This window comes from Leptospira vanthielii serovar Holland str. Waz Holland = ATCC 700522 (genome assembly GCF_000332455.1).
GTDB classification, from domain to species: domain Bacteria; phylum Spirochaetota; class Leptospiria; order Leptospirales; family Leptospiraceae; genus Leptospira_A; species Leptospira_A vanthielii.
Map to the genome: position 1 here is coordinate 1 of NZ_AOGY02000051.1, position 24,203 is coordinate 24,203.

23 protein-coding genes and 2 pseudogenes are annotated in these 24,203 nt (G+C 40.2%); 18 read left to right on the forward strand and 7 right to left on the reverse strand.

The genetic code is table 11. From position 1 onward, the window contains the following. Nucleotides 1-14 precede the first annotated feature (14 nt). Nucleotides 15-834: pseudogene (locus LEP1GSC199_RS10670) on the reverse strand (IS30 family transposase); the annotation flags it as partial. Nucleotides 835-891: 57 nt separating this feature from the next. Between LEP1GSC199_RS10670 and LEP1GSC199_RS10675 the strand changes: the two are divergent. Together LEP1GSC199_RS10675 and LEP1GSC199_RS10680 are read left to right on the forward strand one after the other, a co-directional pair. Next, nucleotides 892-1,137, forward strand: a pseudogene (locus tag LEP1GSC199_RS10675) (hypothetical protein); the annotation flags it as partial. 82 nt (nucleotides 1,138-1,219) lie between these two features. Next, a complete protein-coding gene (locus LEP1GSC199_RS10680; RefSeq protein ID WP_002982248.1) occupies nucleotides 1,220-2,668 on the forward strand; it encodes an AsmA family protein in 1,449 nt (482 codons plus the stop codon). 69 nt (nucleotides 2,669-2,737) lie between these two features. Here the strand turns inward: LEP1GSC199_RS10680 and typA are convergent, their stop codons facing one another. Further along, on the reverse strand, nucleotides 2,738-4,546 hold the full coding sequence (gene typA, locus LEP1GSC199_RS10685; protein WP_002982596.1) for a translational GTPase TypA: 1,809 nt from the start codon (nucleotides 4,544-4,546) through the stop codon (nucleotides 2,738-2,740). Nucleotides 4,547-4,664: 118 nt separating this feature from the next. Between typA and rplU the strand changes: the two genes are divergently transcribed. From rplU to rsfS, 10 genes are all read left to right on the forward strand, one after another. After that, nucleotides 4,665-4,973, forward strand: coding sequence for a 50S ribosomal protein L21 (gene rplU, locus LEP1GSC199_RS10690; RefSeq protein ID WP_002982882.1), 309 nt, complete (start codon nucleotides 4,665-4,667; stop codon nucleotides 4,971-4,973). Continuing rightward, nucleotides 4,974-5,303 carry a ribosomal-processing cysteine protease Prp gene (locus LEP1GSC199_RS10695; protein WP_002982614.1) on the forward strand — a complete coding sequence of 110 codons (330 nt, stop codon included), beginning with the start codon at nucleotides 4,974-4,976 and terminating at the stop codon, nucleotides 5,301-5,303. A 4-nt stretch (nucleotides 5,304-5,307) separates the two neighbouring features. Continuing rightward, nucleotides 5,308-5,565, forward strand: a complete 258-nt coding sequence (rpmA, locus tag LEP1GSC199_RS10700) for a 50S ribosomal protein L27 (RefSeq protein ID WP_002982837.1) — start codon at nucleotides 5,308-5,310, stop codon at nucleotides 5,563-5,565. A gap of 76 nt (nucleotides 5,566-5,641) precedes the next feature. Further along, nucleotides 5,642-6,667 carry a GTPase ObgE gene (gene obgE / locus LEP1GSC199_RS10705; protein ID WP_002983145.1) on the forward strand — a complete coding sequence of 342 codons (1,026 nt, stop codon included), beginning with the start codon at nucleotides 5,642-5,644 and terminating at the stop codon, nucleotides 6,665-6,667. Further along, entirely contained in the window at nucleotides 6,654-7,514 is an 861-nt protein-coding gene (gene proB, locus LEP1GSC199_RS10710) for a glutamate 5-kinase (protein WP_002982555.1), read from the forward strand. Before obgE ends, proB begins: the two co-directional genes overlap by 14 nt. Before the next feature lie 3 nt (nucleotides 7,515-7,517). Further along, on the forward strand, nucleotides 7,518-8,783 hold the full coding sequence (locus LEP1GSC199_RS10715) for a glutamate-5-semialdehyde dehydrogenase (protein WP_002982519.1): 1,266 nt from the start codon (nucleotides 7,518-7,520) through the stop codon (nucleotides 8,781-8,783). A 1-nt stretch (nucleotide 8,784) separates the two neighbouring features. Beyond that, nucleotides 8,785-9,396: a nicotinate-nicotinamide nucleotide adenylyltransferase gene (locus tag LEP1GSC199_RS10720; protein ID WP_002983132.1), complete on the forward strand. Its 612-nt coding sequence runs from the start codon at nucleotides 8,785-8,787 to the stop codon at nucleotides 9,394-9,396. Next, nucleotides 9,393-10,010 (forward strand): bis(5'-nucleosyl)-tetraphosphatase (symmetrical) YqeK, encoded by a 618-nt coding sequence (gene yqeK, locus LEP1GSC199_RS10725; RefSeq protein WP_002982858.1) that lies wholly within the window; start codon nucleotides 9,393-9,395, stop codon nucleotides 10,008-10,010. Before LEP1GSC199_RS10720 ends, yqeK begins: the two co-directional genes overlap by 4 nt. After that, nucleotides 10,000-11,157 (forward strand): LytR C-terminal domain-containing protein, encoded by a 1,158-nt coding sequence (locus LEP1GSC199_RS10730; RefSeq protein WP_002982597.1) that lies wholly within the window; start codon nucleotides 10,000-10,002, stop codon nucleotides 11,155-11,157. Before yqeK ends, LEP1GSC199_RS10730 begins: the two co-directional genes overlap by 11 nt. Nucleotide 11,158: 1 nt before the next feature. Continuing rightward, nucleotides 11,159-11,524, forward strand: a complete 366-nt coding sequence (gene rsfS / locus LEP1GSC199_RS10735; RefSeq protein ID WP_002974064.1) for a ribosome silencing factor — start codon at nucleotides 11,159-11,161, stop codon at nucleotides 11,522-11,524. Here rsfS and LEP1GSC199_RS10740 read toward each other — a convergent pair. Continuing rightward, nucleotides 11,511-13,571, reverse strand: coding sequence for a thioredoxin domain-containing protein (locus LEP1GSC199_RS10740; RefSeq protein ID WP_002982316.1), 2,061 nt, complete (start codon nucleotides 13,569-13,571; stop codon nucleotides 11,511-11,513). The two genes, rsfS and LEP1GSC199_RS10740, sit on opposite strands and share 14 nt — an antisense overlap. Nucleotides 13,572-13,821: 250 nt before the next feature. On the opposite strand from LEP1GSC199_RS10740, the gene LEP1GSC199_RS10745 reads away from it, so the two are divergent. The 3 genes from LEP1GSC199_RS10745 (at nucleotide 13,822) to LEP1GSC199_RS10755 (ending at nucleotide 17,382) form a co-directional block, all read left to right on the forward strand. After that, complete coding sequence (locus LEP1GSC199_RS10745) at nucleotides 13,822-15,375, forward strand: TolC family protein (RefSeq protein WP_002982611.1); 1,554 nt, start codon at nucleotides 13,822-13,824, stop codon at nucleotides 15,373-15,375. Then, on the forward strand, nucleotides 15,372-16,553 hold the full coding sequence (locus LEP1GSC199_RS10750; RefSeq protein WP_002982437.1) for a M20 metallopeptidase family protein: 1,182 nt from the start codon (nucleotides 15,372-15,374) through the stop codon (nucleotides 16,551-16,553). Before LEP1GSC199_RS10745 ends, LEP1GSC199_RS10750 begins: the two co-directional genes overlap by 4 nt. 70 nt (nucleotides 16,554-16,623) lie before the next feature. Beyond that, a complete protein-coding gene (locus tag LEP1GSC199_RS10755) occupies nucleotides 16,624-17,382 on the forward strand; it encodes an enoyl-CoA hydratase/isomerase family protein (protein ID WP_002983282.1) in 759 nt (252 codons plus the stop codon). Nucleotides 17,383-17,400: 18 nt separating this feature from the next. On the opposite strand, the gene LEP1GSC199_RS10760 is transcribed toward LEP1GSC199_RS10755, so the two are convergent. From LEP1GSC199_RS10760 to LEP1GSC199_RS10775, 4 genes are read right to left on the reverse strand one after another with little or no spacing between them, the layout of a single operon-like run. Further along, on the reverse strand, nucleotides 17,401-17,859 hold the full coding sequence (locus LEP1GSC199_RS10760) for a MarR family winged helix-turn-helix transcriptional regulator (protein ID WP_002982571.1): 459 nt from the start codon (nucleotides 17,857-17,859) through the stop codon (nucleotides 17,401-17,403). 34 nt (nucleotides 17,860-17,893) lie between these two features. Next, nucleotides 17,894-19,213, reverse strand: coding sequence for an aminopeptidase P family protein (locus LEP1GSC199_RS10765; protein WP_002982495.1), 1,320 nt, complete (start codon nucleotides 19,211-19,213; stop codon nucleotides 17,894-17,896). Further along, nucleotides 19,210-20,271, reverse strand: coding sequence for a lipopolysaccharide heptosyltransferase II (gene waaF, locus LEP1GSC199_RS10770; protein ID WP_002982995.1), 1,062 nt, complete (start codon nucleotides 20,269-20,271; stop codon nucleotides 19,210-19,212). Before waaF ends, LEP1GSC199_RS10765 begins: the two co-directional genes overlap by 4 nt. Beyond that, on the reverse strand, nucleotides 20,271-21,371 hold the full coding sequence (locus LEP1GSC199_RS10775) for a thiolase family protein (protein WP_002982332.1): 1,101 nt from the start codon (nucleotides 21,369-21,371) through the stop codon (nucleotides 20,271-20,273). The genes waaF and LEP1GSC199_RS10775 overlap by 1 nt, the downstream gene beginning before the upstream one ends. Before the next feature lie 79 nt (nucleotides 21,372-21,450). On the opposite strand from LEP1GSC199_RS10775, the gene bfr reads away from it, so the two are divergent. The 3 genes from bfr to LEP1GSC199_RS10790 are packed head-to-tail and all read left to right on the forward strand — an operon-like array spanning nucleotide 21,451 to nucleotide 24,196. Beyond that, the gene (bfr, locus tag LEP1GSC199_RS10780) at nucleotides 21,451-21,927 is read left to right on the forward strand and encodes a bacterioferritin (RefSeq protein WP_002982601.1); all 477 of its coding nucleotides are present in this window, start codon (nucleotides 21,451-21,453) and stop codon (nucleotides 21,925-21,927) included. Between the two features lie 26 nt (nucleotides 21,928-21,953). After that, on the forward strand, nucleotides 21,954-23,057 hold the full coding sequence (locus LEP1GSC199_RS10785) for a THUMP domain-containing class I SAM-dependent RNA methyltransferase (protein WP_415857907.1): 1,104 nt from the start codon (nucleotides 21,954-21,956) through the stop codon (nucleotides 23,055-23,057). Next, nucleotides 23,054-24,196 (forward strand): hypothetical protein, encoded by a 1,143-nt coding sequence (locus LEP1GSC199_RS10790; protein WP_002983119.1) that lies wholly within the window; start codon nucleotides 23,054-23,056, stop codon nucleotides 24,194-24,196. Before LEP1GSC199_RS10785 ends, LEP1GSC199_RS10790 begins: the two co-directional genes overlap by 4 nt. Nucleotides 24,197-24,203: the final 7 nt, after the last annotated feature.

The window sequence follows — 24,203 nt, forward strand, 5'->3', positions numbered from 1 at the left end:
CGAAGTTATACGATTTCCCAAGGACTTCCCGGATGACAAAAATATACTTTCATTTGAGTATCTTTTGTAAATAGCTTATGGTTACTCATTTCTTTACCTTGATCATAAGTTATCGAAAGTCTAAGCTCTGTTGGCATTTTTTTTAGTTCCTTGGCAAAACTTTTTCTGACGGTCCCAGCATCTGTGCTTGTTAAAGGAACCAGTATAACATTTCTAGTAGTTCTCTCTACAATTTGTACCAATTGCACTTTTTGTTGATTCTTTCCAATTATCAAATCACCTTCCCAATGTCCTGGAATTGATCTTTTTTTCAACTGATTTTGGTCGTTCTTCAATGCTTATCATGTCTGGTATTTTACCTCTATTATCAGTATTTTTCGACTTTTTGTAGGGTTTCATCTTTCGGCGTAGATAGCTTTGCAATTCCTTTTTTAGTTCGCCTCTCGGTAAAAGATAGATATAAGTATAAATAGTTTGATGGGAAACTGATTCTGTAATTCCGCTTGGCAGATTTTCTTTTAAAGACATCTCTATTTGCTCTGGTGACCATTTAAGTTCTAATTTAGATTTTATAAATTTTCGTAAATTTGGATGTTTTTGCAACTTTATTTTACCAGAATTTCTGGAACTTTCATTCTTCTGTGAAATGATTTGAGCATTTGATACTGAATAATTAATGAAAGAATTTCTTGAATAACCTTTAGATAATTCTCTGGAAATGCTTGAAGGACTTCGATTCAGTATCTTAGCTATACTTCTAATACTTTCCTCTTTAAATCGCATCTCAGCAATTACTTCCCTTTCTTTCAAATTAATTCTTGTATAATGATTCATTTATTAACACCTTATTCATTAGATTATCGGTGTTGCGTTAAAAATTTGATTCTACCATTAGAAAACTATCTAAAAATCCACGAAATTGATTATGACGCAGAAAATGTGGCAGTGTTCGAAAACAACGAAGGAACCTCGATCCGAGCTTGTGAATTTCAAAAGGAAGACCGCGTATGGATGGTCTACATGGTTGCCAACCAAATGCGGATGATCCTTGTGACTTACAACTCCGATGAAGAAGTGGGCGATGAACTTTTCCAGCAGTTAACGAACATTATCAGTTCAGTTCGGATATTGAATTAATTTCTTTCCCTTTTTTACTTTACAGAACCCAATTTTCTCTTAGTCTCAATTCCACTCTTTAGTGCCAAAATCAGGAGAAAATATGAAAAAAATAGGGTATGGAATTGGTGCGGTGATCGCAACCATTCTTCTCATCGTAATCATCGCATTAGTTTTTGCTGGGAGTTTTATCACTCCTAGTTTTCTTGTCAAACAAATCGAATCCGCCATCAATGTGCGCGCCCATGTAGAATCAGTCAATATCAACCTCATCAACGTCCTTTCTGGAATTGAGATTGAAGGGATCATCCTTGCTCCGAGGGATGAAGTGGCAAACCAAGGAACTCCACTGGACGAAAGGAAATCGAAACCCAAAGGTCTTATCCAATTGGGAAAAGCAGAAGTTAAAATATCTTTTTTGGCTCTACTTACCAAAACCTTAAAAGTAAATAAAATTGTTCTAAAACAGCCTGTGATTTCCCTCACTATGAATGAAGATGGAGGAAATAATCTCACCTCCCTTTTTAAAACACCAAAGATTGTGGATGGTGAGAAAAATCCTGCCCTTTCTGCGGAAGCAATTGCTGAAAAGAAAAAAGAAGCAGAAGAAGAGGCCAAAGAAGAAGCGAGTTCTCCTCCTTCGGGACCATTTTCTATCAAAGACATTCCTATTGCCATTAAGATGGGTCTTGTAGGAATCCAAGATGGAAACATCCAAGTCAATATGCGCAAAACTGGCCAACAAATCCAAATCCAAAAATTAGATTTAGAATTAACAGATATCGATATTGATGGAAGTGATTTAGATTCGCATAACAACGTTGATGTGAATTTTGATGCCGATGTGACGATTGTTGGTAGAAACAAAAAAGAAGCTGCCAAGTTTATCTTAGAAACGGATGGAAAAGTAGTTCCTTTTGTTGTGAAAACGGGACTTGTGAATCCAAAAGTTATTTATGAAGTCACCATGAAAGAAGATTCCTTTGTTTCTGGATTTGCCGCCTTTGATGCCATTGCGGGAGAACTACCTGTAATGAACCAAGCTGGCCTCAAACTCGATAAACTGAAAGAAAAAGCAGAACTAAGGAAAGATGTTTCCTTTAAGGTTGAGTATAGCAACGGTAAGGTTACTTTTTTGGATGAACCGACCTTTCCCACAAAAAACTATGACCTACAAATTACAAAAGGATCTTATATAGTCACAACCACAAACTACCATGAAATGAAAATGGGAATGTTGTATGATGAAGACGAATCAAAAAAGTCTCTAGCATCTTTGGATGAAAAAATCAAACAAGCCACCAAAGGCCAAGGGGATACAAAAGCCCTTCGTAATAAAATCGTGGGAAACCTAGTGAAAGACGAAAGACTATTTATTCCCTTTCGCACTTATGGAGACATTCGTAATCCCAATGTGGAACTCGGGGTGGGTCTTGGAACACTTACTGATTTGATTGGTGGTGCTGTGAAGGAAGTCATCAAGGGCAAAGCAGCCGATGCCTTGAAAAAAATTCCAGGTGCAGGAGATGCACTAAAAGGACTCGGTTTCTAAACACTAATTGTACATAAAAAAGGGACTAAACATTTAGTCCCTTTTTACTCTGTTTAAGGTGCGTTTTTTCTAACGACCACCACTAGATCTTTTTCTCATACTGGCATCCAAAACCTTTTTACGAAGACGTAAACTTTGTGGTGTGACTTCCAAAAGTTCATCATCATCCAAAAATTCTATGGATTGTTCCAAAGTTAGTTTCCTTGGGGGAATGAGGCGGATCGCTTCATCAGACCCGGAAGCCCGAACGTTGGTTAATTTCTTTTCTCGAACCGGGTTTACTTCTAAATCAGTGTCACGGCTATTCATTCCTAGGATCATTCCAGGATATACAGCAACTTGTGGTTCGATGAAAAGATCTCCACGTTCTTGCACTTTCCAAAGAGCATAAGCCGTCGAATCTCCAGAGTCCATAGAAATAAGAGCTCCGTTTTTACGACCAGGAATTTCGCCTTTGTATTTATCAAACTTTAGGAAACGACTAGACATAACCCCTTCCCCTCGTGTTTCCGAAATGAAGTGTCCTCTAAAACCAATAAGTCCTCGTGTCGGAATGATGTATTCCACTCGAGTGATTCCTGAAGTATGCGCATCCATTCCTTGTAACTCACCTTTACGGCGGTTCAGTTCTTGGATACAAGCACCAGAGTATTGGTCAGGTAAATCCATCACGAGTGTTTCGTATGGTTCAATTTTCTCATTCGCTTCGTTGTATTTGATGATGACTTCAGGTCGAGATACTTGGAGTTCGTACCCTTCTCTTCGCATGTTTTCAATGAGGATGGATAAGTGGAGTTCCCCACGTCCCAAAATTTTAAAACGATCTTTATCTTCTGTTTCTTCCAAACGCAGTGCTACGTTGGTTTCTAACTCTCGGTCAAGACGTTCACGTAAGTTCCGTGTTGTTACATACTTTCCTTCTTTACCAGCAAACGGAGAGTTGTTTACCATAAAGAACATGGATACAGTCGGTTCTTCTACTTGGATGGCTGGAAGTGGGAGTGGATTCCCTAAGTCACAAACGGTATCCCCGATAAATACATCCGGAATTCCCGCCATGGCCACGATATCCCCAGACCCCGCTTCATCAATTTCGTAACGAGTGAGTCCTTCGTATCCATAAAGTTTTGTGATTTTATAATTGGCAGTGGTTCCGTTGGTTTTAGCAAGAGTGACATCCGCACCCTTTTTCATCGTACCTTGGTAAATTTTACCAATGGCAATACGACCTACATATTCATTATAGTCAAGAGCAGTGACTTGGAATTGAAGTTCTTTGTGGCTGTCTCTTTTCACCGGCGGAACATGTTCTAAAACTTTATCTAGAAGTGGTTCGATGTTAGATCCTGGAACTTCGGATAGATGGTTTACGGCCCAACCTTGTTTTGCGGAAGCATAGATGATAGGGAAGTCTAACTGTTCTTCTGTGGCACCAAGATCACTGAATAGGTCAAATACCTTATCCACCGAAAAACCTGGCCTTGCCCCTTCCCTGTCGACTTTATTCACCACTACAATCGGTTTGTGGCCTAGTTGGAGTGATTTCCCAAGTACAAACCTGGTTTGTGGCATTGGCCCGTCAAAAGCGTCCACAAGTAAAAGTGTACAGTCTGTCATGGACAAAACTCGTTCCACTTCTCCTCCGAAGTCAGCGTGACCTGGAGTATCTACGATATTAATGCGGGTTCCCTTATACTTTACCGAAGTGTTTTTGGCAAGGATCGTAATCCCTTTTTCTTGCTCCAATGCATTGGAGTCCATAATTCTCTCTCGGTCTTCTTTCGCGGTTACGGCGCCCGTATGGCGAAGGATACAATCTGTGAGTGTCGTCTTACCGTGGTCGACGTGTGCGATGATGGCGATGTTGCGAATTTCCATTGTTTTTACCAGAAATTCCAATCCACTTAGGCTGTAAATGGGGATTTGCGTTTGACAAGAGGTGCCTATCAGAAATCCTGGTAAGAACTACATTCGAGAAAGAGATTAGGATAGTTATATGTTCGCCATCATTGAACTTGGAGCCAAACAATTTAAAGTGTCTCCTGACCAGGTATTCGTCGCCGAAAAAACAGGAAACTCGGTCGGAAGTACAGTAGAAACAAAAGTCCTACTCCTTTCCGATAACAATAAAGTAAACATTGGATCGCCAGCGCTTTCCGGTGCCAAAGTAACTTTAAAGGTATTAGAAGACTGTAAGGGTGAAAAAATCCACGGCTTTAAATACAAAAAAAGAAAGAACTACAAGAGATCTTGGGGTCATAGACAACAACTCCAAAAACTCCAAGTAGTATCAATCAACGGATAATTGATTTATAGTAAGATTTTTAAAAATTTAGGAGGGAAAATCGCAGGAATCCAACTGGAAGGACATTCTCCCAAGAACTTAGGTTCAAACGGCGAAAACCTTTTGTGTGCTGGAGTATCCACTCTTGTTCAGAGTGCACACTCGTATTTGGCATCACAAAACAGTTTGGAATCGGAAACAAAACGAGACGGGTATTTAGAGTTTTTAGTCAAAATGGACCAAAGGGATGGCTACCAAAGCCTACTTTCTATGGTGGAGTTTGGATTAAAAAGTTTATCAACTGCTCATTCCGAAGCGATTTCCATCCAAGACGTAATCATAAAGGGGTAAACAAATGGCTACAAAAAAAGGTGGGGGATCCACAAAGAACGGTCGTGATTCGGTATCGAAAAGACTTGGTGTAAAAGTTTACGGTGGTCAACTCGCAATTGCTGGTAACATCATCGTTCGCCAAAGAGGAACAGAATACAAACCCGGAAAGAACGTAGGAATGGGTCGTGACCATACCCTATTTGCACTGATTGACGGTGTTGTTACTTTCGAACATGTAACGAGAGAAAGACAACAAATCTCCGTTTACCCGAAAGTATAATCCTCTCTTACAGATGAGAGGACAAAACCCGTTTTAGGATTTCCTTGAACGGGTTTTTTTTTGACCAAAGGATATTATGAGCGGATTTATCGACGAAGTACCCATTCGAATTCGAGCCGGACACGGAGGGGCAGGTTCTGTCCACTTCCATAAAGAGAAGTTTGTCGAATTTGGTGGCCCTGACGGGGGTGATGGAGGAAAAGGAGGAGATGTCATTTTCCTTGCCGAAGGACGGATGATGACTTTGGAAAATTACCTACCCGACCGTTTGTATTCTGCCCAAGACGGCGAACCTGGCCTTGGACAAAACAGACATGGAAAAAACGGAGAAGACTTAATCCTCAAAGTTCCCGTAGGAACTCAAATCCTCGATTCGGTGACTATGGAACTTCTCTATGATTTCAATTTTGATGGAGAAAGTTTTACCATTGCCACCGGAGGGCGCGGTGGAAAAGGAAATACTTTTTTCAAAACATCCATCCAACAAGCACCGAGATATAGCCAACCCGGAGAGGAAGGCGGCGAACTATCGTTATTGTTAGAGCTGAAACTCCTCGCAGACATTGGCATTGTAGGACTTCCTAACGCTGGCAAGTCGACCTTACTTGCAAAAATCACTCATGCCCATCCTAAAATTGCTGGTTATGCCTTTACTACCCTCTCCCCTAACTTAGGTGTGGTGCATAGACATGAAGATTTATTTCGTTATACAGTAGCAGATATCCCTGGAATCATTGAAGGGGCTTCTCGCGGTGTGGGCCTTGGGATTAGTTTTCTCAAACACATTGAAAGGGTCCAAGGGATTCTATTTTTATTCGATGGTGGGAATTTACAACTCGAAGAAGAATTGGAAATGTTACGAAGTGAACTTGGGAATTACAATGACTCTCTTTTGGATAAAAAATTTCTCATTGTCATCAACAAAATGGATATTTGGGATAATGACCCCGAGTTCACGGCAGAGATTCAAAAGAACTATTCTCATCTAGGTGAAATTATTTGTATTTCAGCAGACAAAGAGTCAAACCTTGATTATTTACTCGAACGGATAGATAAAGTATTCTTTCCTGAAAAAACTAAGTTAGTTTATGAAAACACGTAAGGAATTTTTAAACTCCATCCAAAAAGCAAAGCTCATTGTTGTAAAAATTGGAAGTGCTCGTGTTTCGGGCGAAGAATCCAAAATTAATGACTTTTTATATGACCTTGTTGGTGATATCCGAAGTTTACGTGACCAAGGAAAAGAAGTGATTCTTGTTTCTTCGGGTGCCATTGCTCAAGGGAAAAAACTATTGGTCAACCAAAACGGAAATCTTCCCAATGGAAAAACCACCCTTGCCGAGAAACAAGCGTTTGCTGCTATGGGCCAAAACAAACTACTCAATTTGTATGAAAGTTTTTTTAGCCGAGTCAATATTCCTATCGCTCAAATTTTATTTGGAAGAAAAGACTTAAACGAAGAAAAAAGTTTTACCAACCTGAAACAAACCTTTCGCCAACTTTTGGATTGGGGAATCCTCCCTATCGTCAATGAAAACGACTCTGTATCTACCGAAGAGATCAATCTGGGAGATAATGACATTCTTTCTGCCATTGTGGCCTCCATTGTGGGTGCTGACCTACTTCTTGTATTAACGGGTGTGGATGGTTTTTTAAAAGAAAATTCCAAAATCGATTTATTTACCGAAATTAGCAAGGAAACGGAAAACCTTGCCACTGGACCTTCTGGACCCGGCACCGGTGGTATGTTTACCAAAATCAATGCCGCGAAACTTTTGTTACCGTTTGGAATTAAAACAGGGATTGTAAACGGGGAGGAGAAACATGCCATCTCTCAATTTTTTGAAAAGGAAAATATTGGAACTTTAGTGGCCAATGAATCGTTTCCTCATAGAATTCCAACCACATCGGAGATCCAAACGCATTTCTTTTCTTTACCCTCGGAGTGAATTATGGCAGATGAATTGACAACCTACGCAAAGGAATTAGCCTCCAAGGCTAAGTTAGCAAGTAGAGCCTTGAAAGGACTTACCACCCTTCAAAAAAATGCAGTCCTTCTCCGTGTGGAAGAACTCCTTTTAACAAACGAAGCCGCAATCATTGAAAAAAACCAATTGGATATGAAAAACGGAAAAGAGAAAGGACTCTCTTCCGCTATGATGGACCGCCTTCTTTTAGATTCCAAACGAATCAAAGGAATGGCTAAAAGCATCGAAGAGATTCGTAACCTTCCAGATCCCGTTGGCGAAGTGGTTCGAGGAACAATCCTTCCGAATGGACTCGAACTTCTCACCAAACGAGTACCTATTGGTGTGGTGATGACAATCTTTGAATCTAGACCCAATGTCATTATTGACATCGCCTCTCTTTCTTTTAAATCAGGTAACGCTTGTATTTTGCGAGGTGGTTCAGAAGCCTTTCATTCGAATTTGATTCTATCCTCATTATTCCACCAAGCAATTGAAGAAATAAAACTCCCTGGAGTAACAAAAGATGTTGTTACCTTTGTAGAAAATACAGAACGCGCAGCCATGGTTCCCTTCTTCCAATTGGAAAACCTGATTGATGTGATTGTTCCTCGTGGTGGGGAGGCCCTCATTCGGTTTGTATCTGAGAATAGTAAAATCCCTGTAATTAAACATGATAAAGGTGTTACTAATCTCTATTTATCAAACCATGCCAATCCGGAGATTGTTCTTCCCATTCTTGTAAATTCCAAAGTACAACGTCCTGGGGTATGTAATGCTTTAGAAAATTTGTTTATCCATAAAGATTATCCGAATCTTGCAGGATTACTTTCTAACTTAGAATCTTCTGGAATCCAAATTCTTGGGGATACTTCGATTCAAAAACAACTCTCTACCGCCAAACCTGCGTCAGAAGATGATTTTTATACAGAATTTTTAGATATAAGACTGAGTGTCCGAATTGTGGGTTCTGTGACAGAAGCCATGGAAAATATTCGTAAGTATAGTTCTGGCCATACCGAATGTATATTATCAGAAGACGTTTCTGAAATTCGTAAATTCCAACAAGAATTAGATAGTGCGGCCATTTTTGTGAATTGTTCCACCAGGTTTCATGATGGAGGTGAGTATGGCCTTGGTGCTGAAGTTGGAATTTCTACAGGGAAACTCCATGTACGTGGACCTATGGGCCTCATCCACCTAACTACAACGACTACATATGTAACGGGTGGCGGGCAGGTCCGCGGCTAAAATGGAAGTTCTTTTTTTTGGAGGAAGTTTCAATCCCCCCCACCGAGGACATCGGCATGTGATTGAAACGATTTCCAAAACGTATCCGAATGCCCTTTTGTATGTTTGTCCTAATTACGTTTCTCCTTTTAAGGTTGGTGAACGCACCTTTACACCAGGAGAAATTTGGGAACTCTGTTTGGCTGAATTTGAAGGACTCCTTTCTGAAAAAGTGATCCTTTGGGATGAGGAAATTAAACAATCAAATATAAGTTATACGATCGATAGCTTAGAGGCACTAAAATGTCTCCATCCAGACGCCGAACTTTCTTTGGTTATAGGAGAAGACAATTTAAGTTCTTTTGATCAGTGGAAGTCCTACTTAGAAATCCTAAAAGCCACCAAACAACTAATTGTAGTTCGCAGGGAGACTTCGTATCCCCAAGAGATCCAGCTACCGAACTTCCTTCCTAAATCGCATGTTCTCATTTTAGAAAATCCGATCCTTCCGATGAGTAGCAAAGAAATTCGGAAAATTGCCAACGGAGACTGGGAGGAGCCATTTGTTTTACCAAAAACAAGAGAACTCGCTATCCAGTTTTTAAAAGCAAAACAGGGTGATGTTTTTTTGTGAAACCATCTCCTTCCGCATCACTAGAAGATTGGATGGAGTTCTTTGAAGCGGAAGTCCCCACCCAAGTCACGGATACTCGTTTCCAACACATCCTTCGGGTGGCAAAGTATGCTGAGACCTTAGCGAAGGTCCATGGTTATCCTTACCCGAAGAAAGCTTACCTGGCAGGACTTTGTCACGACATCACCAAACAAAAGAAAACAGAAATTCATTCTGAATTATTTCGAGAATTTACTGTGGATATGGATGGGATTCCTTTGCAGGCCCTTCATGCTTATTCGGCACCTTTATGGCTAGAGAGGGAATACTGTTTTGTTGATTCTGAAATCGCAAAAGCCATTTCTTCTCATACCCTTGGTAATCCAGAACCTTCCCTTTTGGATAAAATTTTGTATGCCGCTGATTTTTTAGGTTCTGACTATGCGGACAAACAAGCCGACCTTACTTTCTGGATTCAGAAAACAGAGGAAAACCTGGACTACGGTGTTTTTATGAAAGCGTTCCAAACGATTTCCTTTCTTATGGAAAAAAAAGAAGTCATTCATCCTTATACAATGCATATGTACAACCTATCTGCGAAAAATTCAAAAGGAAACCAAATCGATGTTACGTGAAGCTCCTAAAAAACAAACAATCCCTGCAAAAACTCTTTTGATCGCAGCAGGATCTTTCTTTTTGATTGCACTCCTTTTTTTAATCTTTCGCTCCAAAGCGGGATTTTCTCTAGACCAAAAGTTTTCCCAAAGCAAACGATTGCCTATCTTATTTTCCGTGTTAGGTGAAAAGGACGAATATTTGTTTTCTCTTTATGCGGAAATTTATCCCAATGAAAAGAAGGCGGCTCTTTTTTTTGTAAATCCCAAAACCAGTTTTGATAATGGGGATAAATCTCTAAAAGAAAAAGGAAGTTCTGCCCCATCGTATGTGGAATCTGTTTTGGAAGATACTTTAGATTCTAATATCCCTTTTAAAATTGTTTGGACCAAACAGCAATTCCAGAATTGGGTCAACTTACTTGGTGGACTCAATCTTTTTTTTGAACCCAAGTCGCTTCATATAACAAAAAATTATGCAAGAAATAAACAGACTTATATTTTAGATGGGGAAGATACTTTTGATTGGATGAGCTCACTCGCAGACGAATCTATGATTTCCTATATCCGTCGTTTGGAGATCCAAGAAACGGTGCTCCTAACTGTTCTTGAAGCCATTCACGAAAAAAAGGACTTACTCGGAAAACAGCGTGTTGCGTATCTGCATTCTCAAATGACAACCAATCTCTCCCTAAAAGAATGGGAGACACTAGTCGACTTTTTGAAAAAAGAAAAGATCCACTTTGGCGTTTCTGAAGTCCCAGGCGAACCAATGGGACGCCCCAAATTCAAAGATGAAGTTTTAAAAGCGAACGAAGAAACGGTAAAGGTGGCCTTTCACAAATTTGCAAGCGAACTTAGATCCCTTTCCTTTAGTGAGGGGGAACGGGCGCGGATCGAAGTCCTGAATGGAACCCCAAAAAATGGGCTTGCCAGATATGGTAAGGTGCTTCTGAATGATAAGGGTCTGAAAGTTCTCTCCGTTGACAATGCCTGGGATTCTAGTTTTAAATCCAGTATCATCTTAAACCGCTCCGGAAACACACAGTACACGGATATTATCTCCGATACCTTCCAAGGACGAAGGGTTTACTTCGCCCTTAGGAAAGATCTGGGACTTGATGCCACCGTCATACTCGGGGAAGATTTTCAAAATTCCAAGGACTAAAATGCCGAATATCAGTGCCGAGACATTAGAACATCTCAAAAAAATCAAACAGACATTAATCGATAAAAAATGTGAAAATATCCAGTTTTTGGATCTAAAAGACGTACATAGTTATCTTTCTTTATTTGTACTCGCAACTGTGAAAACAGAAACACAAGGTCGCTCTTGTGCCAAAGACATCGATAAGTACATGAAACCTTTGAAACTCGCAGTCAAACGGCAAAACTTAGCCGACCTTCCGAAAGACGCCACAGGCTGGATCCTTCTCGATTACGGTGAAATTTGTGTACACATCATGACAGACGAAATGAGAACCTATTATTCGTTAGATCGTCTTTGGGGTGATGCTGCTCCTATTGCTGTATAAGAGCGAATGTTTCTTCCCAATTGTCTTTAGGCAATTCACAAGTAAAATTACGACATACATAAAACCGGAGACCGGAACCTGCATCCCTTCCGAAAAGAAGCTCTAGTTCCGACCCCAAAACCTTTGCCTTAGATTCCTCTAACACCAACCAAACTAGGTTCGGATCTTTGATTTCCCCTAATTTGTTTCGAATGGATTCCACTTCCCTAGGATCCTTGTCTTTGTATACCACGAGTACTTCCTTTGAAGGGTATTGGAATTTCTGAAAGGCTGAAATCATGGAAGGATAACTAAGGGAGTTTTGCGTGAGCTCCGGTAGAAAGTAGGCAAAAATCGAATTGGCTTTCGATAACAAATCTCTTTCTTTATATCCAAAAGAATGTAAAAGATGGAACAAGTGTAAGATGGTGGAATTTCCTGAAGGTTCCACTCCATCATAACCTTCCATGGTTCTCACAAGTAAATCTTCGTTTCCGTGAAAGGATTCATAAAAAGGTCCTACCTTGGATTCAAAATGGGAAAATAAATATTCCAATGATCGTTTCCCCTTTACATAAGCCTCGAGGTTTTCTTCCAACTGAAAGAGTTTAAAAGAGACCCAGATAAATTCTGCATAATCGGGAAGGGTCCCGAAGTATTTAGCCTCTCCCTCCCGGTAGCGCCTGAGGATCGAACCGTCCTCACCGACTAAATTTTTTATGAGAAAGGCATAGATTTTTTTGGCATCCGTTAAATACTCTTTTTCGCCGGAGACTTCATAAGCCGAGAGAAGGGCTCGGATCCAAAGACAATTCCAAGAAGTTAACACTTTGTCATCCCGTAACGGACGAATTCTATGGCTTCGTTTTGCGAGTAACTTCAATTTGGCTGACTCTAGTTTCTCTAAAAAATCTGGTTTGAACTGAATTCCCTCAACAAAAGGATTTTTTCCCTTCCAATAGAGATTGAGGATGTTTTGGTGTTCAAAATTTCCCTCTTCTGTGACATTCCAAAATCCTAGGATTTCTTCCTCAGAAACAATCGAACTAAATTCCGAATGATTCCAGAGATAAAACTTTCCTTCTTCTCCTTCGGAATCTGCATCCTCCGCACTGGCAATGCCTCCCGATTCTAAAGTCATATCTCTTCTAATATAAGTTACAATTTCTCTGATTACATCTAAAAAGAAGGAATCACCAGTCGCCTTATAAAGTAAAGATAGTGCTTCTACATATAAAGAATTGTCATACAACATCTTTTCAAAATGAGGAACGAGCCATTCATGGTCCGTCGCATAACGGCAAATTCCGCCACCCACTTGGTCGTAAATCCCGCCAAACTTCATGGCATAAGCTGTGTTAAAAGCCATCTCCAAGGCCCGTGGTTCTTTTTTTCGTAAGCTGTATTCCACAAGAAAACCAAGGGCCATACTGGGCGGAAATTTATTTACCGTGTTCGTTTTGAAACCAAAAAATTCTTTATCGTACACTTGGAGGTATCGTTCAAAATTCCTATCTATGATATCTGGGTCTGGAAGTTTTCCTTCATTGGTTCTTGTTTCGTTGTCTCGTAAGTATTTTGTCAAATCGGAAGCGGCAGTGATCAATTCCTCCCTTTGATTTTTCCATGCTTCCGAAACCAGGCGCAGAACTTCTTTGAAACTACGTTTTCCGTAGCGATTTTCAGGAGGAAAGTAAGTTCCACCAAGGATGGGTTCTTTATTAGGTGTGAGAAACATGTTGAGTGGCCACCCGCCCTGTGTTCCCATTGCGTGGAGTGAATCCATATAAATTTTATCGATGTCGGGACGTTCTTCTCTGTCTAACTTGATGCATACGAAATCACGATTTAAGACTTCTGCTGTAGAATCATCTTCAAATGATTCCCGTTCCATCACATGGCACCAGTGGCAAGTCGAATATCCAATGGACAAAAGGATGACTTTATCCTCCTTTTGGGCTTTTTCGAAGGCTTCCACTCCCCAGGGGAACCAATCAACGGGATTGTGTGCATGTTGTAACAAGTAAGGACTTTTTTCATGAACCAGACGATTCGGTTTTTTCGACATATTTGCCACATTGCACTCCCAGAAACCAATGTTTCTTCACGTAGCTTTTTACATTTTAGGTTGATTGACAACATTGATTTTTTCATCTTGTCTGAGTAAGGGGTTTAAGAAGTTTCCATTGAACAGTCACAATTTTTTTTCCCCATATTTTCACATAAATCCTCGGAAGTTGACCAGCTGGTTAATATCTTTTAGTCTCCTAAGTTTCCCCATTTTTGCGGAATCAGACTTTGATGAAGATATAAAACGTATGCAGCTTGCCCAATGGGAAAACGGCAATACGGTACCGGATTCTCTCCAACCAGGAAAAAAACTACGCCTAAGCATTTCACAAGCAATCGAACAGGTAATTGAAAATAATACCATTGTTCAAAATGCAAAATTGGAAATTGTTAAGGCAGACAGTCCCGAATGGAAAAACGAGTCTAAATACAGTTGGAAAGCTTTGGCAAGTATTCAATCCGCCAAACAACTCTTTCCTGATAACCGAAACAATATCTTTGCCGAAACGATTCGGTCCCAAGATAAAATCTCTGCAGGTGTAGAAAAACAGTTCAAAACCGGAACGTATTTCAAAACGGAAATCAGCACCATACGTTATGACGTAAACGCATTTGAAAATCCTAATTCACAGACTGCTGGTTTTGCAAGTTTACTGGCAGCTCCCCCCATGTATACGGGAGCGATCTCAGCAACTCTTTCCCAAGAACTTCTCAAATATGGGTTTGGCAAAAACGAAGAAGATAAAGAAAAACTTCTAAAAAACCAAACCTTACTCATTCGTGAAAACTATATCAACATACTAACACAACTTGTTGTAAAGATTCTCGTTGACTACTGGTCTCTTAGTATTGTGGATTCTCGCATTGCCACTTACGAAAAGGTTTCCAAAAATACAGAAGAGATCCGACGTTTGACTTTGCGTAAAACTGGACTTGGACTTTCAGAAGGATTTGAAGTGAACCAATGGAACCAGGCATACTTACGAACTCAGTCTTTACTTGAAAAAGCAAAAGTCGATCGAATTGAAGCTGAAAGAAATTTGGTTCGGATTTTGAATGTAGATGCAGGTTCTTCCATTGAAGGAGTCACTGACTTAAGTGAAACCTTGCCCACAGGAATCGATTTAAAAGCTGACAAAGAATATGCACTTTCCCGTAGGACAGACTACCTCATCTTAAAAAGAGAGAGAGAAATTGCCAAACTTGCTCTGAACACAGCTCTTGCAGAAGATGATCCGTCTCTACTTGCCACGTTTTCTTATAGTTCCATTGGTCAAAATTTCCTTTCTCCTCAGGACAACTTCATTGCTCGCCAAAGGGGAATTACTTCCTTCAACTACCCTCAAATTTTGGCAGAGTTAAAGATGTCTTATCCTCTTTGGGATTTGGGAATCAAGGCGGGAATTCGAGATGCGGAAACCAATCTCAAAGTAAACGAGATGAAAATCCAAAACTTGGAACAGGAAATCACTCAAGAGATTGATAATCGTCATGAAGCACTGATTGCAAGCCACGCCCTTCTAAAAGACCTAATGAAAACTCGTAAAGAAACGGAAATTTTTTACAATGGGCTTATGGAACGATTCCGCCAGGGCCGTTATACGGCTGTTAACGTAAAAAATGCCTTGGATAGTTTGGCGAATGTGGAACTTGCAGTGACACAAGCTAAGATCAATTTTAATATTAATTTAGTTCGTTATGAGTTGGCAAAAAATTCTCTTTTTGAGAAATATGGACTCGATCTCTATTCTATTTTGGAAGAAGTCGAAAAGAGAGCCAAACAAGAAACCAACAAATTATGAAAGTTTATCCCACAGAACGTAAAGAGGAGATGGTTCGTTACAGAAGAACCTTTCACCAGTTCCCAGAACTCAAATACGAAGAAAGGGGGACGGCTTCTTTTGTTATTTCCCATTTAGAATCTTTAGGTTTTCAAGTGGAATCCGGGATCGCAGAGACTGGGCTTGTGGCTCTCTTTGATTCTGGAATTCCCGGAAAAACCATCCTTGTTCGTGCTGATATGGATGCACTTCCTATCCATGAAGAAAATACGCATGAATACAAAAGTAAAACACCCGGAAAGATGCATGCTTGTGGCCATGATGGACATACAAGCATCCTTTTGGCTCTATCTTCCGAACTAAAAACTTCATTTTCTGAATTTGTTCCCAAAGGTCGTGTCCTCCTCTGTTTCCAACCTGCCGAAGAAGGTGGTTCGGGAGCCGATCGTATGATTGCCTCCGGGATCTTGGACCGGTACCAAGTGGATTCGGTATTTGCCCTCCATGTTTGGAATCATATTGATTTGGGACAAGTGGGTGTTGTGAACGGAACCATGATGGCTTCTGTGGATGAATTCAAAATCACGGTCAAGGGCACCTCAGGCCACGGGGCTATGCCACAACATACAGTGGATCCCATTGTTGTTGGTTCTCACTTAGTCACTGCCTTACAAACATTAGTATCTCGAAACGTAGACCCTCTGGAACCATGTGTAGTAACAGTGGGATCTTTTCATTCCGGAAATGCTTTCAATGTGATTCCAGAAACCGCCACTCTTCACGGAACAGTAAGAACCTATTCCAAGTCAGTTTATGAAATGATTCCGAAACGAATGGAGGCACTCGTTGAACAAGTTGCCTCTGGGTTTGGTGCCAAAATTGATTTCGAATACAACCGGATCGATAAACCCACCATCAATGATCCTAGTATGGCAGATATCGTCAGAGTCGCCGCAAAGAATGTTCTAGGAGAGGACTCTCTCACAGAAGAGAATACTCGAACCATGGGTGGAGAAGATTTTTCAGCCTTTCTTATGGAACGCCCTGGATGTTATTTTTTTATCGGTTCTAGGAATGAATCCAAGGGACTGGTCCACCCACACCATAGCTCTTTTTTTGATTTCGATGAAGATGCCCTTCCCATTGGCCTTGCGGTCATGAAAGAAGTCATCAAAACTTACCTTTTAAATTCCAAATAAAGAAAATTACTCTTGTCGTTTTTTACCCCCGTTTCATTAGTTAGACATCTAACCATTTTAGAGGATTCACATGATTTCATTCGAAGAAGTAGACGGAACCGGTTTTATCCGATTAGGAATCAATGACAAGAACAGTTTTTCTAACGAATCGTTTTTGGCATTGAAAAAGGCAATCCAATCGGCAAAGGAATCTAATTCCAAAGTCATTGTTTTAAAAAGTGATTCTCCTGGAACTTTTTCATTGGGTCTCGACCTAACTACTGTCAGCACCATGGATATGTCAAAAGACCTTGCACCTTTTTTAAATCTGTTTTATGAAAATTTAAAAGGATTATACACTCTTCCTGTTCCCACCATTGCGGAAATTTCAGGCCATGCTCTCGGTTACGGGGCGATGTTGGCCCTTGTTTGCGACTACCGGTTTGTCACAGAAGACATTCGTTTTGGATTGCCGGAAGTAAAAATTGGAATCCAGGTCCCCTCCTTTATTTATGCACTGATGGGAGAAGCTGTAGGTTATGATGCGGCAAAACGCCATGTTTTGTTAGGTGATGCTTTTAAAGCAAAAGAGATGCCCACTTTGTTTGAAGAAATTGTGACTACGGAAGATGACTTAAAGAAAAAATCTAAGTCTTTGCAGACCAAACTAAAAAAGAATTCTCTTTCTGCTATGAAAGATACAAAGTCAGGAATTTTGTCTGTCCAAAGAGACCTTTTGGCACTTATAGAAACAGATATCAAGGCAACCATCCAAAGTATCCAATCCAAAGATGCGCAGGAAGGAATTTCTGCTTCTGTGCAAGTAAGAAGACCCGTTTTTACTTCCTAAGGATTCCCCTTTTTTAATTTAACTTTCTTTTTTCTTTCGTATGTGTTTGTAAATTTGATCGAGGATAGGATACAAAATATCCTCGTTTTCTTTTGAGATTCCCCAGGTTTGTAAGGAAAGAAGTTTTGCCGAAATTGTAACTATCTTTTGGCGAATTTTTTTTCCATCCTTAGATAACAAAAGGGCCCATTCCCTTCCATCACTCGGAGAAGGATTTCGTTCCACGAGACCTTCCTTTACCAAACGATTGACAAGTACAGTACACGTCGGCTTTGTTTTCTCAATGGTTTTGGCAACTTGCGTCATATTGATAGGAACAGAACTTCGCAAAAGAAAAGTTAGGATCTCAAAATGGGAAGTAGTAAGGCCCGGATAACCTAACTTCTCCATCTCTAAACGGACAATTTCTGCAATTTCAGAACTGATCCGATCGAAGTAACGAACCGATCGGAAACGTTTCGGTAGTTCTCTAGTCATAAAGAAAAAACTTGTCTATCAATGATTTTATCCTTTAGGCCTTTAAAGCTTCAATATCGGAAATTTCTTTAGGGATAGATTCCGTTAAGTTGATGGGTGTTTTTCCATGAATCAAAATATCATCTTCGATACGAATTCCGATCCCTCGAAATTCTTTAGGAATGGTATCGTCAGTCGGATCAAAATAGAGTCCAGGTTCGACTGTAACCACTTGGCCGTTTTTTAATGGTCGAGATTTGCCTTCTAGGAAATACCTTCCCACATCATGTACATCCATTCCAAGATAGTGACCTGTTCTATGCATATAGAACTTTCGGTAAGTTCCCTTTTCGATAATTTCTTCTAAACTTCCTTTTAATAAACCCATATCTCTCAAACAATCGGCAAGAAATCGAACGGTTTTTTCATGGATTTCATTGAAGGGAGTTCCGACCACAGAATTACGAATCGCATTTTTTTGCGCATAAAGAACAATTTCATACACTGTCTTTTGAGCCTCGGTGAATTTTTTTCCAACAGGAAAAACCCTTGTCACATCAGCAGTATAATAATTCCATTCGGCACCGGAATCGACAAGAACCAAGTCCCCATCCTTTAGAATGTCGTCGTTATTCACATAATGAAGGATACAGGCATTTTTTCCCGCAGCAACGATATGACCGTACCCACCACCAATGGACCCATATTTCAAATATTCCAAATCAAGCAGTGCTTCTAACTCGTATTCATACATTCCTGGTTTACTTTCTCGCATAATGCGTATATGGCCCTGTTTCGTAATCTCAGAGGCATTTTTTAAAAGAGAAATTTCTTCTTTGGATTTGATTAATCTTTCTTCATGCAAAAAATTGGGATGTTCGATCCGGTGCGGACCAAACTTTCCTTCTCTTGCCCTTTCTGAAAGATTACGGCATTCTGTAATCAGTTCCCGGTCCCGATCAGGGTTCTCTCCAAAAAAGTAATAAAGAGTGTGGTTCCCGATAAGAATGGCAGATTTTTCTTTTTCCCAGTCGGTTAGGTCATAGGAAAAATTTAAATCTAACATCGATTTGATTTTTTCTTTTCCGATCCGAATCCCGGTCCAGATCTCTTTTTCTTTATCTTTAGGCAAACAAAACATACCTGCCACTTCACTTGTAATGACAAGAATTGTATCTTCTTCTGTGATTCCGGTGAGATAATAAAAGTCGGAATTTTGGCGGAATTTATATTCCACATCCCTGTTTCGGATTTTATGGCTTGCGGCAAAGAGTAAAAAGATCTCACCTTTTTTTAATTTCTTTTGGATGTTTGTGATCCGACTGCGATACAACTTTCCATTATAATCTTTTGTTTTTTTATCAGGCAATTTCATGGTTTGATGACTTCCTCTAGGGCTTCAAAGATACGGACAGGGTTTTGGTCCATCATACAGCGGAAATGTCCTTCAGGGCAAATCCGACCTCCATGGATCCCGCATGGCCTACAGTTTAGACCCTGCACTTCCATAATTTTATGTTTATCAGAAAGACTTCCGTAACCAAAGGCAGGAATGGTCGCTCCATACAACATGACAGTTGGTGTATTAAAAGCGGAGGCAAAATGAATGGGACTGGAATCATTAGAGATAATGGCTTTGGAGTTTTTTATCCAAACCATCAGTTCTTTCAAATTTGTTTTTCCGACAAGTGATAACAAACGATTGCGTTCCCGGAGTTGTAAAGGTTCGGTTTTCATCAGTCGAAAGATTGTATTTTCGATTTCTAAATCTGCTTTGCTACCAATAAGAATGACTGTTTCTTTTCGTTTGCGAAGAATCTGAGTGATGACACTCACAAATTTTTCTTCTGGCATTCGTTTGGTTTCCCAAAGAGAAGATGGCGCAATGAGGATATAACCTTCTTCATTTGATAAAATCTCTTTCTTTTTTATTAAAAAAGATTCTTCTTCAGCTGGGCCCGGAAATAAATAAGGCCTTCTTTCTCTTCCACTAGGAAAATCATACTCTTCAAATAACAGGGAGAATAGTTTTTCTACTTCATGCGGGCCTTGTTTTGGCCTTTGTACCGTTCTTGTATGTAAAAAAGAAAACCCCGACTCTTTATAACCGATTCGAATGGGAGCCTTTGTTAGATAAGAAAGCAAACTCGAACGAAAAGAAAAATGGGCAGAATATACCTTACTAAAATGTTCCTTTTTCAATAATCCGGCAAAATGTAAAAAGGCAAACGGATTCTTTTTGATCCTTTTTTTCTCCAAAGACCAAACTCTTGTTATATCCGAATTATTATCTAATACGGATTCTGTGCCGGCATTCACGAGTACATGGACTTCTGCACCTGGATGTTCTGTTTTTACCGCATGGAAAAACGAAGTAGATAGGATCAGGTCACCTAAGAAGGCCGTTTGGATGATCAATATTTTTTCGGGCATCACTCTCTTTCTAGTATCGACACAAAGTTGTTTGTAGCAAGTCCACCTATACTTTGTGCTACTGCCAACCGCTTTTCCGGCCATTCCTCAAAGAACCGACAAAGTTCTACAATTTGTGCAAGTCCCGAGGCTCCCACCGGATGGCCCCGTGATTTGAGTCCTCCTGAGGAATTGATAGGGATTTTTCCTTTGGGATGGGTGAGACCTGCTTTTACTTGGAATAAAGCCTCCCCCCGTTTGAAAAAGCCGGCATCTTCTGCTCCAACGAGCTCAAAAGGTGTGAAGGCATCGTGCAATTCCGCAAAACCGATGTCACCTGGACCCACCCCTGCTTCTGCGTACGCTTTGGCGAAGGCATTTTGGTTGGCAAGGAAACTAGGTTCTGCAGAAGAAAGAAAGGGGGCTGTTCCCGAACCCATTCCTTTGACAACAATGGCGCTCGGATCTTTGGAAAGAACAAGTGCAGCCGAACCATCTGAGAGTGGTGAGATATCATACAAACCCAGGGGACTTGCAATCATGGCCTGAGTTTTGTAGTCTTCCCAAGTTAGATTTTTTTTGATATGTGCTTTGGGATTCTGAAGTCCATTGTCATGGAGTTTTTTTGAAATAACAAAAAGGTCTTCTTCTTTGTATCCATAATCGGTTAGATACTTCCGAGTGATCATGGCACCACCTTGGGCCATGGACATCCCCAAGGCCTTTTGCGAATCCGAGAGGACAGAACCTAACAAAAGATTACTTTCTTCTCGATTCAGTTGCGACATGAGTTCAGTGGCAACTACCAATCCATGATCGAATCTACCACTCAGAATTAAATTCACCCCCAATTGAAAGGCGGCAGCTCCAGACGAAGATGCGGTTTCCATCCTTACCGAATACAAATCACGAAGTCCAAGCCGACTGGGAAGTTTTGCGGAGAGATGATACTCTTTGTTATAAGAATCAGGAGAAAAGCTGGCATAAATAATAAACTGAATTTTGTGAGATTGAAACTCATGTACAGATTGTTTTGCGGTCGCAAAGGATAAATCCAATTGGGATCCTTTGTGTTTACCAAATACACTCAATGCTGGATTGTGAATGTAAACTTTCTTCATACGAATAGAGTTTACGCTTGCCTATTCTATGAAAACCAATTATCTTTCCAATTGAACGCAATAAAATGAGGCCACCCATATGAAGGGAAAGAAAGAAGTAATCGACATTTTAGCGGAAGTTCTCACGGCAGAACTCACAGCCATCAATCAGTATTTTATTCATGCAAAAGTCTGTAAAAATTGGGGGTATTTGGAACTAGCAGAATACCTTCGTAAAGAATCCATCGAAGAGATGAAACATGCGGACGAAATCATAGAAAGGATCTTATTTTTTGATGGAATTCCCGATCTCCAAAAATACTCAAAAATCAATGTAGGACAAACGGTTCCTGAAATGTTGGACCATGATTTACAATTGGAATATGGTGCTGTGGAAAGACTCAATCGCGGAATCGATATCTGTGTTGCCGCAAAGGACAATGGAACTAGAGAACTTTTTGAAAAAATTCTCGTTTCCGAAGAAGAACATATCGATTGGATCGAAACTCAAAAATCCATTATTGAGTCGATTGGTATCCAAAACTACTTGGCTCAGAAATTAGGAGACTCGGAATAAAACCTACTCACCCAACTTACCATGCCATTTGCGGAGAGGGTCTTTCTCCGCTTTTGGAATCCGAATTAAAATCACATCGCCTTAAAATTGATAGTTCTAACCGAGGTGGAGTTTTCTTTTCTGGAAAAAAAGAGGATGTCATTGATTTTGCCATCCATACAAAGTTTGCCTCAAGGATCAACTTACAACTATTACATGACAATGCAGATGACTATGATGAATTTTATACTAAAGCAAGTGAACTTCCTTGGGAAAAATACATTGGTCCTGAAGTTAGTTTTCGCATTGATGCTGAAACCAAGGACAAATTAAGAAATTCTGAATTTACCATGCATCGTATGAAAGATGCAGTTCTCGACAGGCTCCGTAGCAAAAAGATTCCACTTCCTGAAATCGAAAAACGAATGGCAGACATCACCATTGTAGTTCGCTCCCATACCGACAAGTTTAGTATTGAACTTTCCTTTTCCGGAGATCCTGTGGGCAGGAGAGGTTACCGTTTGTTTGCTGGGAATGCACCTGTGCGTGAACCCATAGCCCAGGCCATGTTGGAAATGTCTGGTTGGAAAGAAGGAAATACATTGGTGGATCCAATGTGCGGTTCAGGCACCATCCTCATTGAAGCGGCACTCAGAGAACGCCTGTATGGCGAAATCAATCGGTTTTTATTTGCTGAATCCCCCGTGTTTCAAATTCTTTTTCCTACCTATGTATTTTCTGAACGAAAAAAAGAAAAACCAGAATCACCTCACCTATTTGGATTTGATGTGGATCCGGAAGCCATTCGCATAGCAAAAGAAAATGCCTATGAGGCTGGTGTGGAAGACTTTGTGAAATTTGAAGTGGGCGATTGTTTAGAACTCAAAAACAATTTTGGAACCCAGGGACACGTGGTTACAAACCCGCCATACGGGGACCGGATCGGAAAACCAATGGAAGATTTGCGAGAGATGTATTTTCAATTTGGACGGGTCATCAAAAACGAATTTGGTGGTTGGAAGTTTACCGTTCTTTCTGCAGATTTTTCTCTCCTTGGAAAGTTTGGTCTGAAAGAAAACTCCCACTTAAGTTTAAAACATGCAAACCTAAAAGCAAAAATAGTGGATTACGAAATCCGTGGGGGGAAATGAATTCCAAAGACGTTCTTAGCCGAGTCTTTGAAATCACAAGGGATCCAAGAGACGGGCTTCTTTTCTTAAAAGAATTTCAGTCTCTTTCCCCAGAATCGTTTGCCATTCTTTATGCGGATTCTGAAACCATATTTGAGAGTTCGGAAGCCCTTTTCTCCGATTTGAAGTTACTCTACCAATTGGATTTATTTCCTTTTGTTGTTTTAGAAGTTGATAGTTTCCAGTATTTGAAAGTTTTTTTCCCTCTCGAACAAATGAATGCAGAAGGAGAAAAAAGTTTAGGTTTTACCTATCAAGTAATGGATCGTAACCAACCACTGAAAGAAGCAGTAACAGAAAGCATACGTCAGAAAAAAATCCCTATTTTACTTTGGGATGATGATTCGGAAAAACTTTCTTCTCTCCTAGATCGGTGCAGGTCCATCCTTCACTCTTCAAAAGTCATTTATGTTTCGATTGATGGTCCGCTGAAAGATCCAATTTCTGGCAAAGTAAAATCCATTGTACAAAGAGATAAAAGTTTTTCTCTACCAGAAGGGACTACCCTCTCTAGGTCACAGGAAGAATTTGTAAATCTGTCGGAAGATCTATTATCCAAAATCGAAGACCCTAAATTTGGTATTGTAATCACATCACCCTTTACCCTGCTTACAGAACTTTTTACGGTCAAAGGAAGCGGAACCCTTGTTAAGCGAAAAAACAAAATTAAAGTCTGCCATTCTACCGAAGATGTAGATATGAAACGAGTGTTCCAACTCATTGAGGAATCTTTCGGAAAACCTTTAAAACCAGATTTCTACAAAACAAAATTTGATGTTCTATTTTTAGAAGAATCTTACAGGGCCTGCGCCTGGATGCAAAAAACGGAACACGGATACTTACTATCTAAGTTTGCGGTCAATGGTGTGGCAAGAGGGGCAGGAGTTGGACGAGACATTTGGGATCAAATTTTGGAACACTGCCGCCCCCTATTTTGGCGCAGTAAACCCGACAACAATATCAATAAATGGTATATGTCTGTAGCTCAAGGAATTGAAAAAGACGAAAGTTGGTATTACTATTGGTTGGGCCTCGACCGGTCTCTCATTCCTGCCACCATACAAACGTTAAAAGTACAACCCGAAGATTTTTTTTCCTAAATAAACC

Coding starts and splice junctions, on each gene's coding strand:
- typA (WP_002982596.1), bottom strand. CDS start 4,546: ATGGAAATTCGCAACATCGCCATCATCGCACACGTCGACCACGGTAAG.
- LEP1GSC199_RS10775 (WP_002982332.1), bottom strand. CDS start 21,371: ATGAAGAAAGTTTACATTCACAATCCAGCATTGAGTGTATTTGGTAAA.
- LEP1GSC199_RS10765 (WP_002982495.1), bottom strand. CDS start 19,213: ATGAAATTGCCTGATAAAAAAACAAAAGATTATAATGGAAAGTTGTAT.
- LEP1GSC199_RS10740 (WP_002982316.1), bottom strand. CDS start 13,571: ATGTCGAAAAAACCGAATCGTCTGGTTCATGAAAAAAGTCCTTACTTG.
- LEP1GSC199_RS10720 (WP_002983132.1), top strand. CDS start 8,785: ATGGAAGTTCTTTTTTTTGGAGGAAGTTTCAATCCCCCCCACCGAGGA.
- LEP1GSC199_RS10745 (WP_002982611.1), top strand. CDS start 13,822: ATGCAGCTTGCCCAATGGGAAAACGGCAATACGGTACCGGATTCTCTC.
- rpmA (WP_002982837.1), top strand. CDS start 5,308: ATGGCTACAAAAAAAGGTGGGGGATCCACAAAGAACGGTCGTGATTCG.
- LEP1GSC199_RS10790 (WP_002983119.1), top strand. CDS start 23,054: ATGAATTCCAAAGACGTTCTTAGCCGAGTCTTTGAAATCACAAGGGAT.
- rplU (WP_002982882.1), top strand. CDS start 4,665: ATGTTCGCCATCATTGAACTTGGAGCCAAACAATTTAAAGTGTCTCCT.
- waaF (WP_002982995.1), bottom strand. CDS start 20,271: ATGCCCGAAAAAATATTGATCATCCAAACGGCCTTCTTAGGTGACCTG.
- LEP1GSC199_RS10750 (WP_002982437.1), top strand. CDS start 15,372: ATGAAAGTTTATCCCACAGAACGTAAAGAGGAGATGGTTCGTTACAGA.
- LEP1GSC199_RS10760 (WP_002982571.1), bottom strand. CDS start 17,859: ATGACTAGAGAACTACCGAAACGTTTCCGATCGGTTCGTTACTTCGAT.
- LEP1GSC199_RS10680 (WP_002982248.1), top strand. CDS start 1,220: ATGAAAAAAATAGGGTATGGAATTGGTGCGGTGATCGCAACCATTCTT.
- proB (WP_002982555.1), top strand. CDS start 6,654: ATGAAAACACGTAAGGAATTTTTAAACTCCATCCAAAAAGCAAAGCTC.
- rsfS (WP_002974064.1), top strand. CDS start 11,159: ATGCCGAATATCAGTGCCGAGACATTAGAACATCTCAAAAAAATCAAA.
- LEP1GSC199_RS10730 (WP_002982597.1), top strand. CDS start 10,000: ATGTTACGTGAAGCTCCTAAAAAACAAACAATCCCTGCAAAAACTCTT.
- bfr (WP_002982601.1), top strand. CDS start 21,451: ATGAAGGGAAAGAAAGAAGTAATCGACATTTTAGCGGAAGTTCTCACG.
- obgE (WP_002983145.1), top strand. CDS start 5,642: ATGAGCGGATTTATCGACGAAGTACCCATTCGAATTCGAGCCGGACAC.
- LEP1GSC199_RS10755 (WP_002983282.1), top strand. CDS start 16,624: ATGATTTCATTCGAAGAAGTAGACGGAACCGGTTTTATCCGATTAGGA.
- LEP1GSC199_RS10715 (WP_002982519.1), top strand. CDS start 7,518: ATGGCAGATGAATTGACAACCTACGCAAAGGAATTAGCCTCCAAGGCT.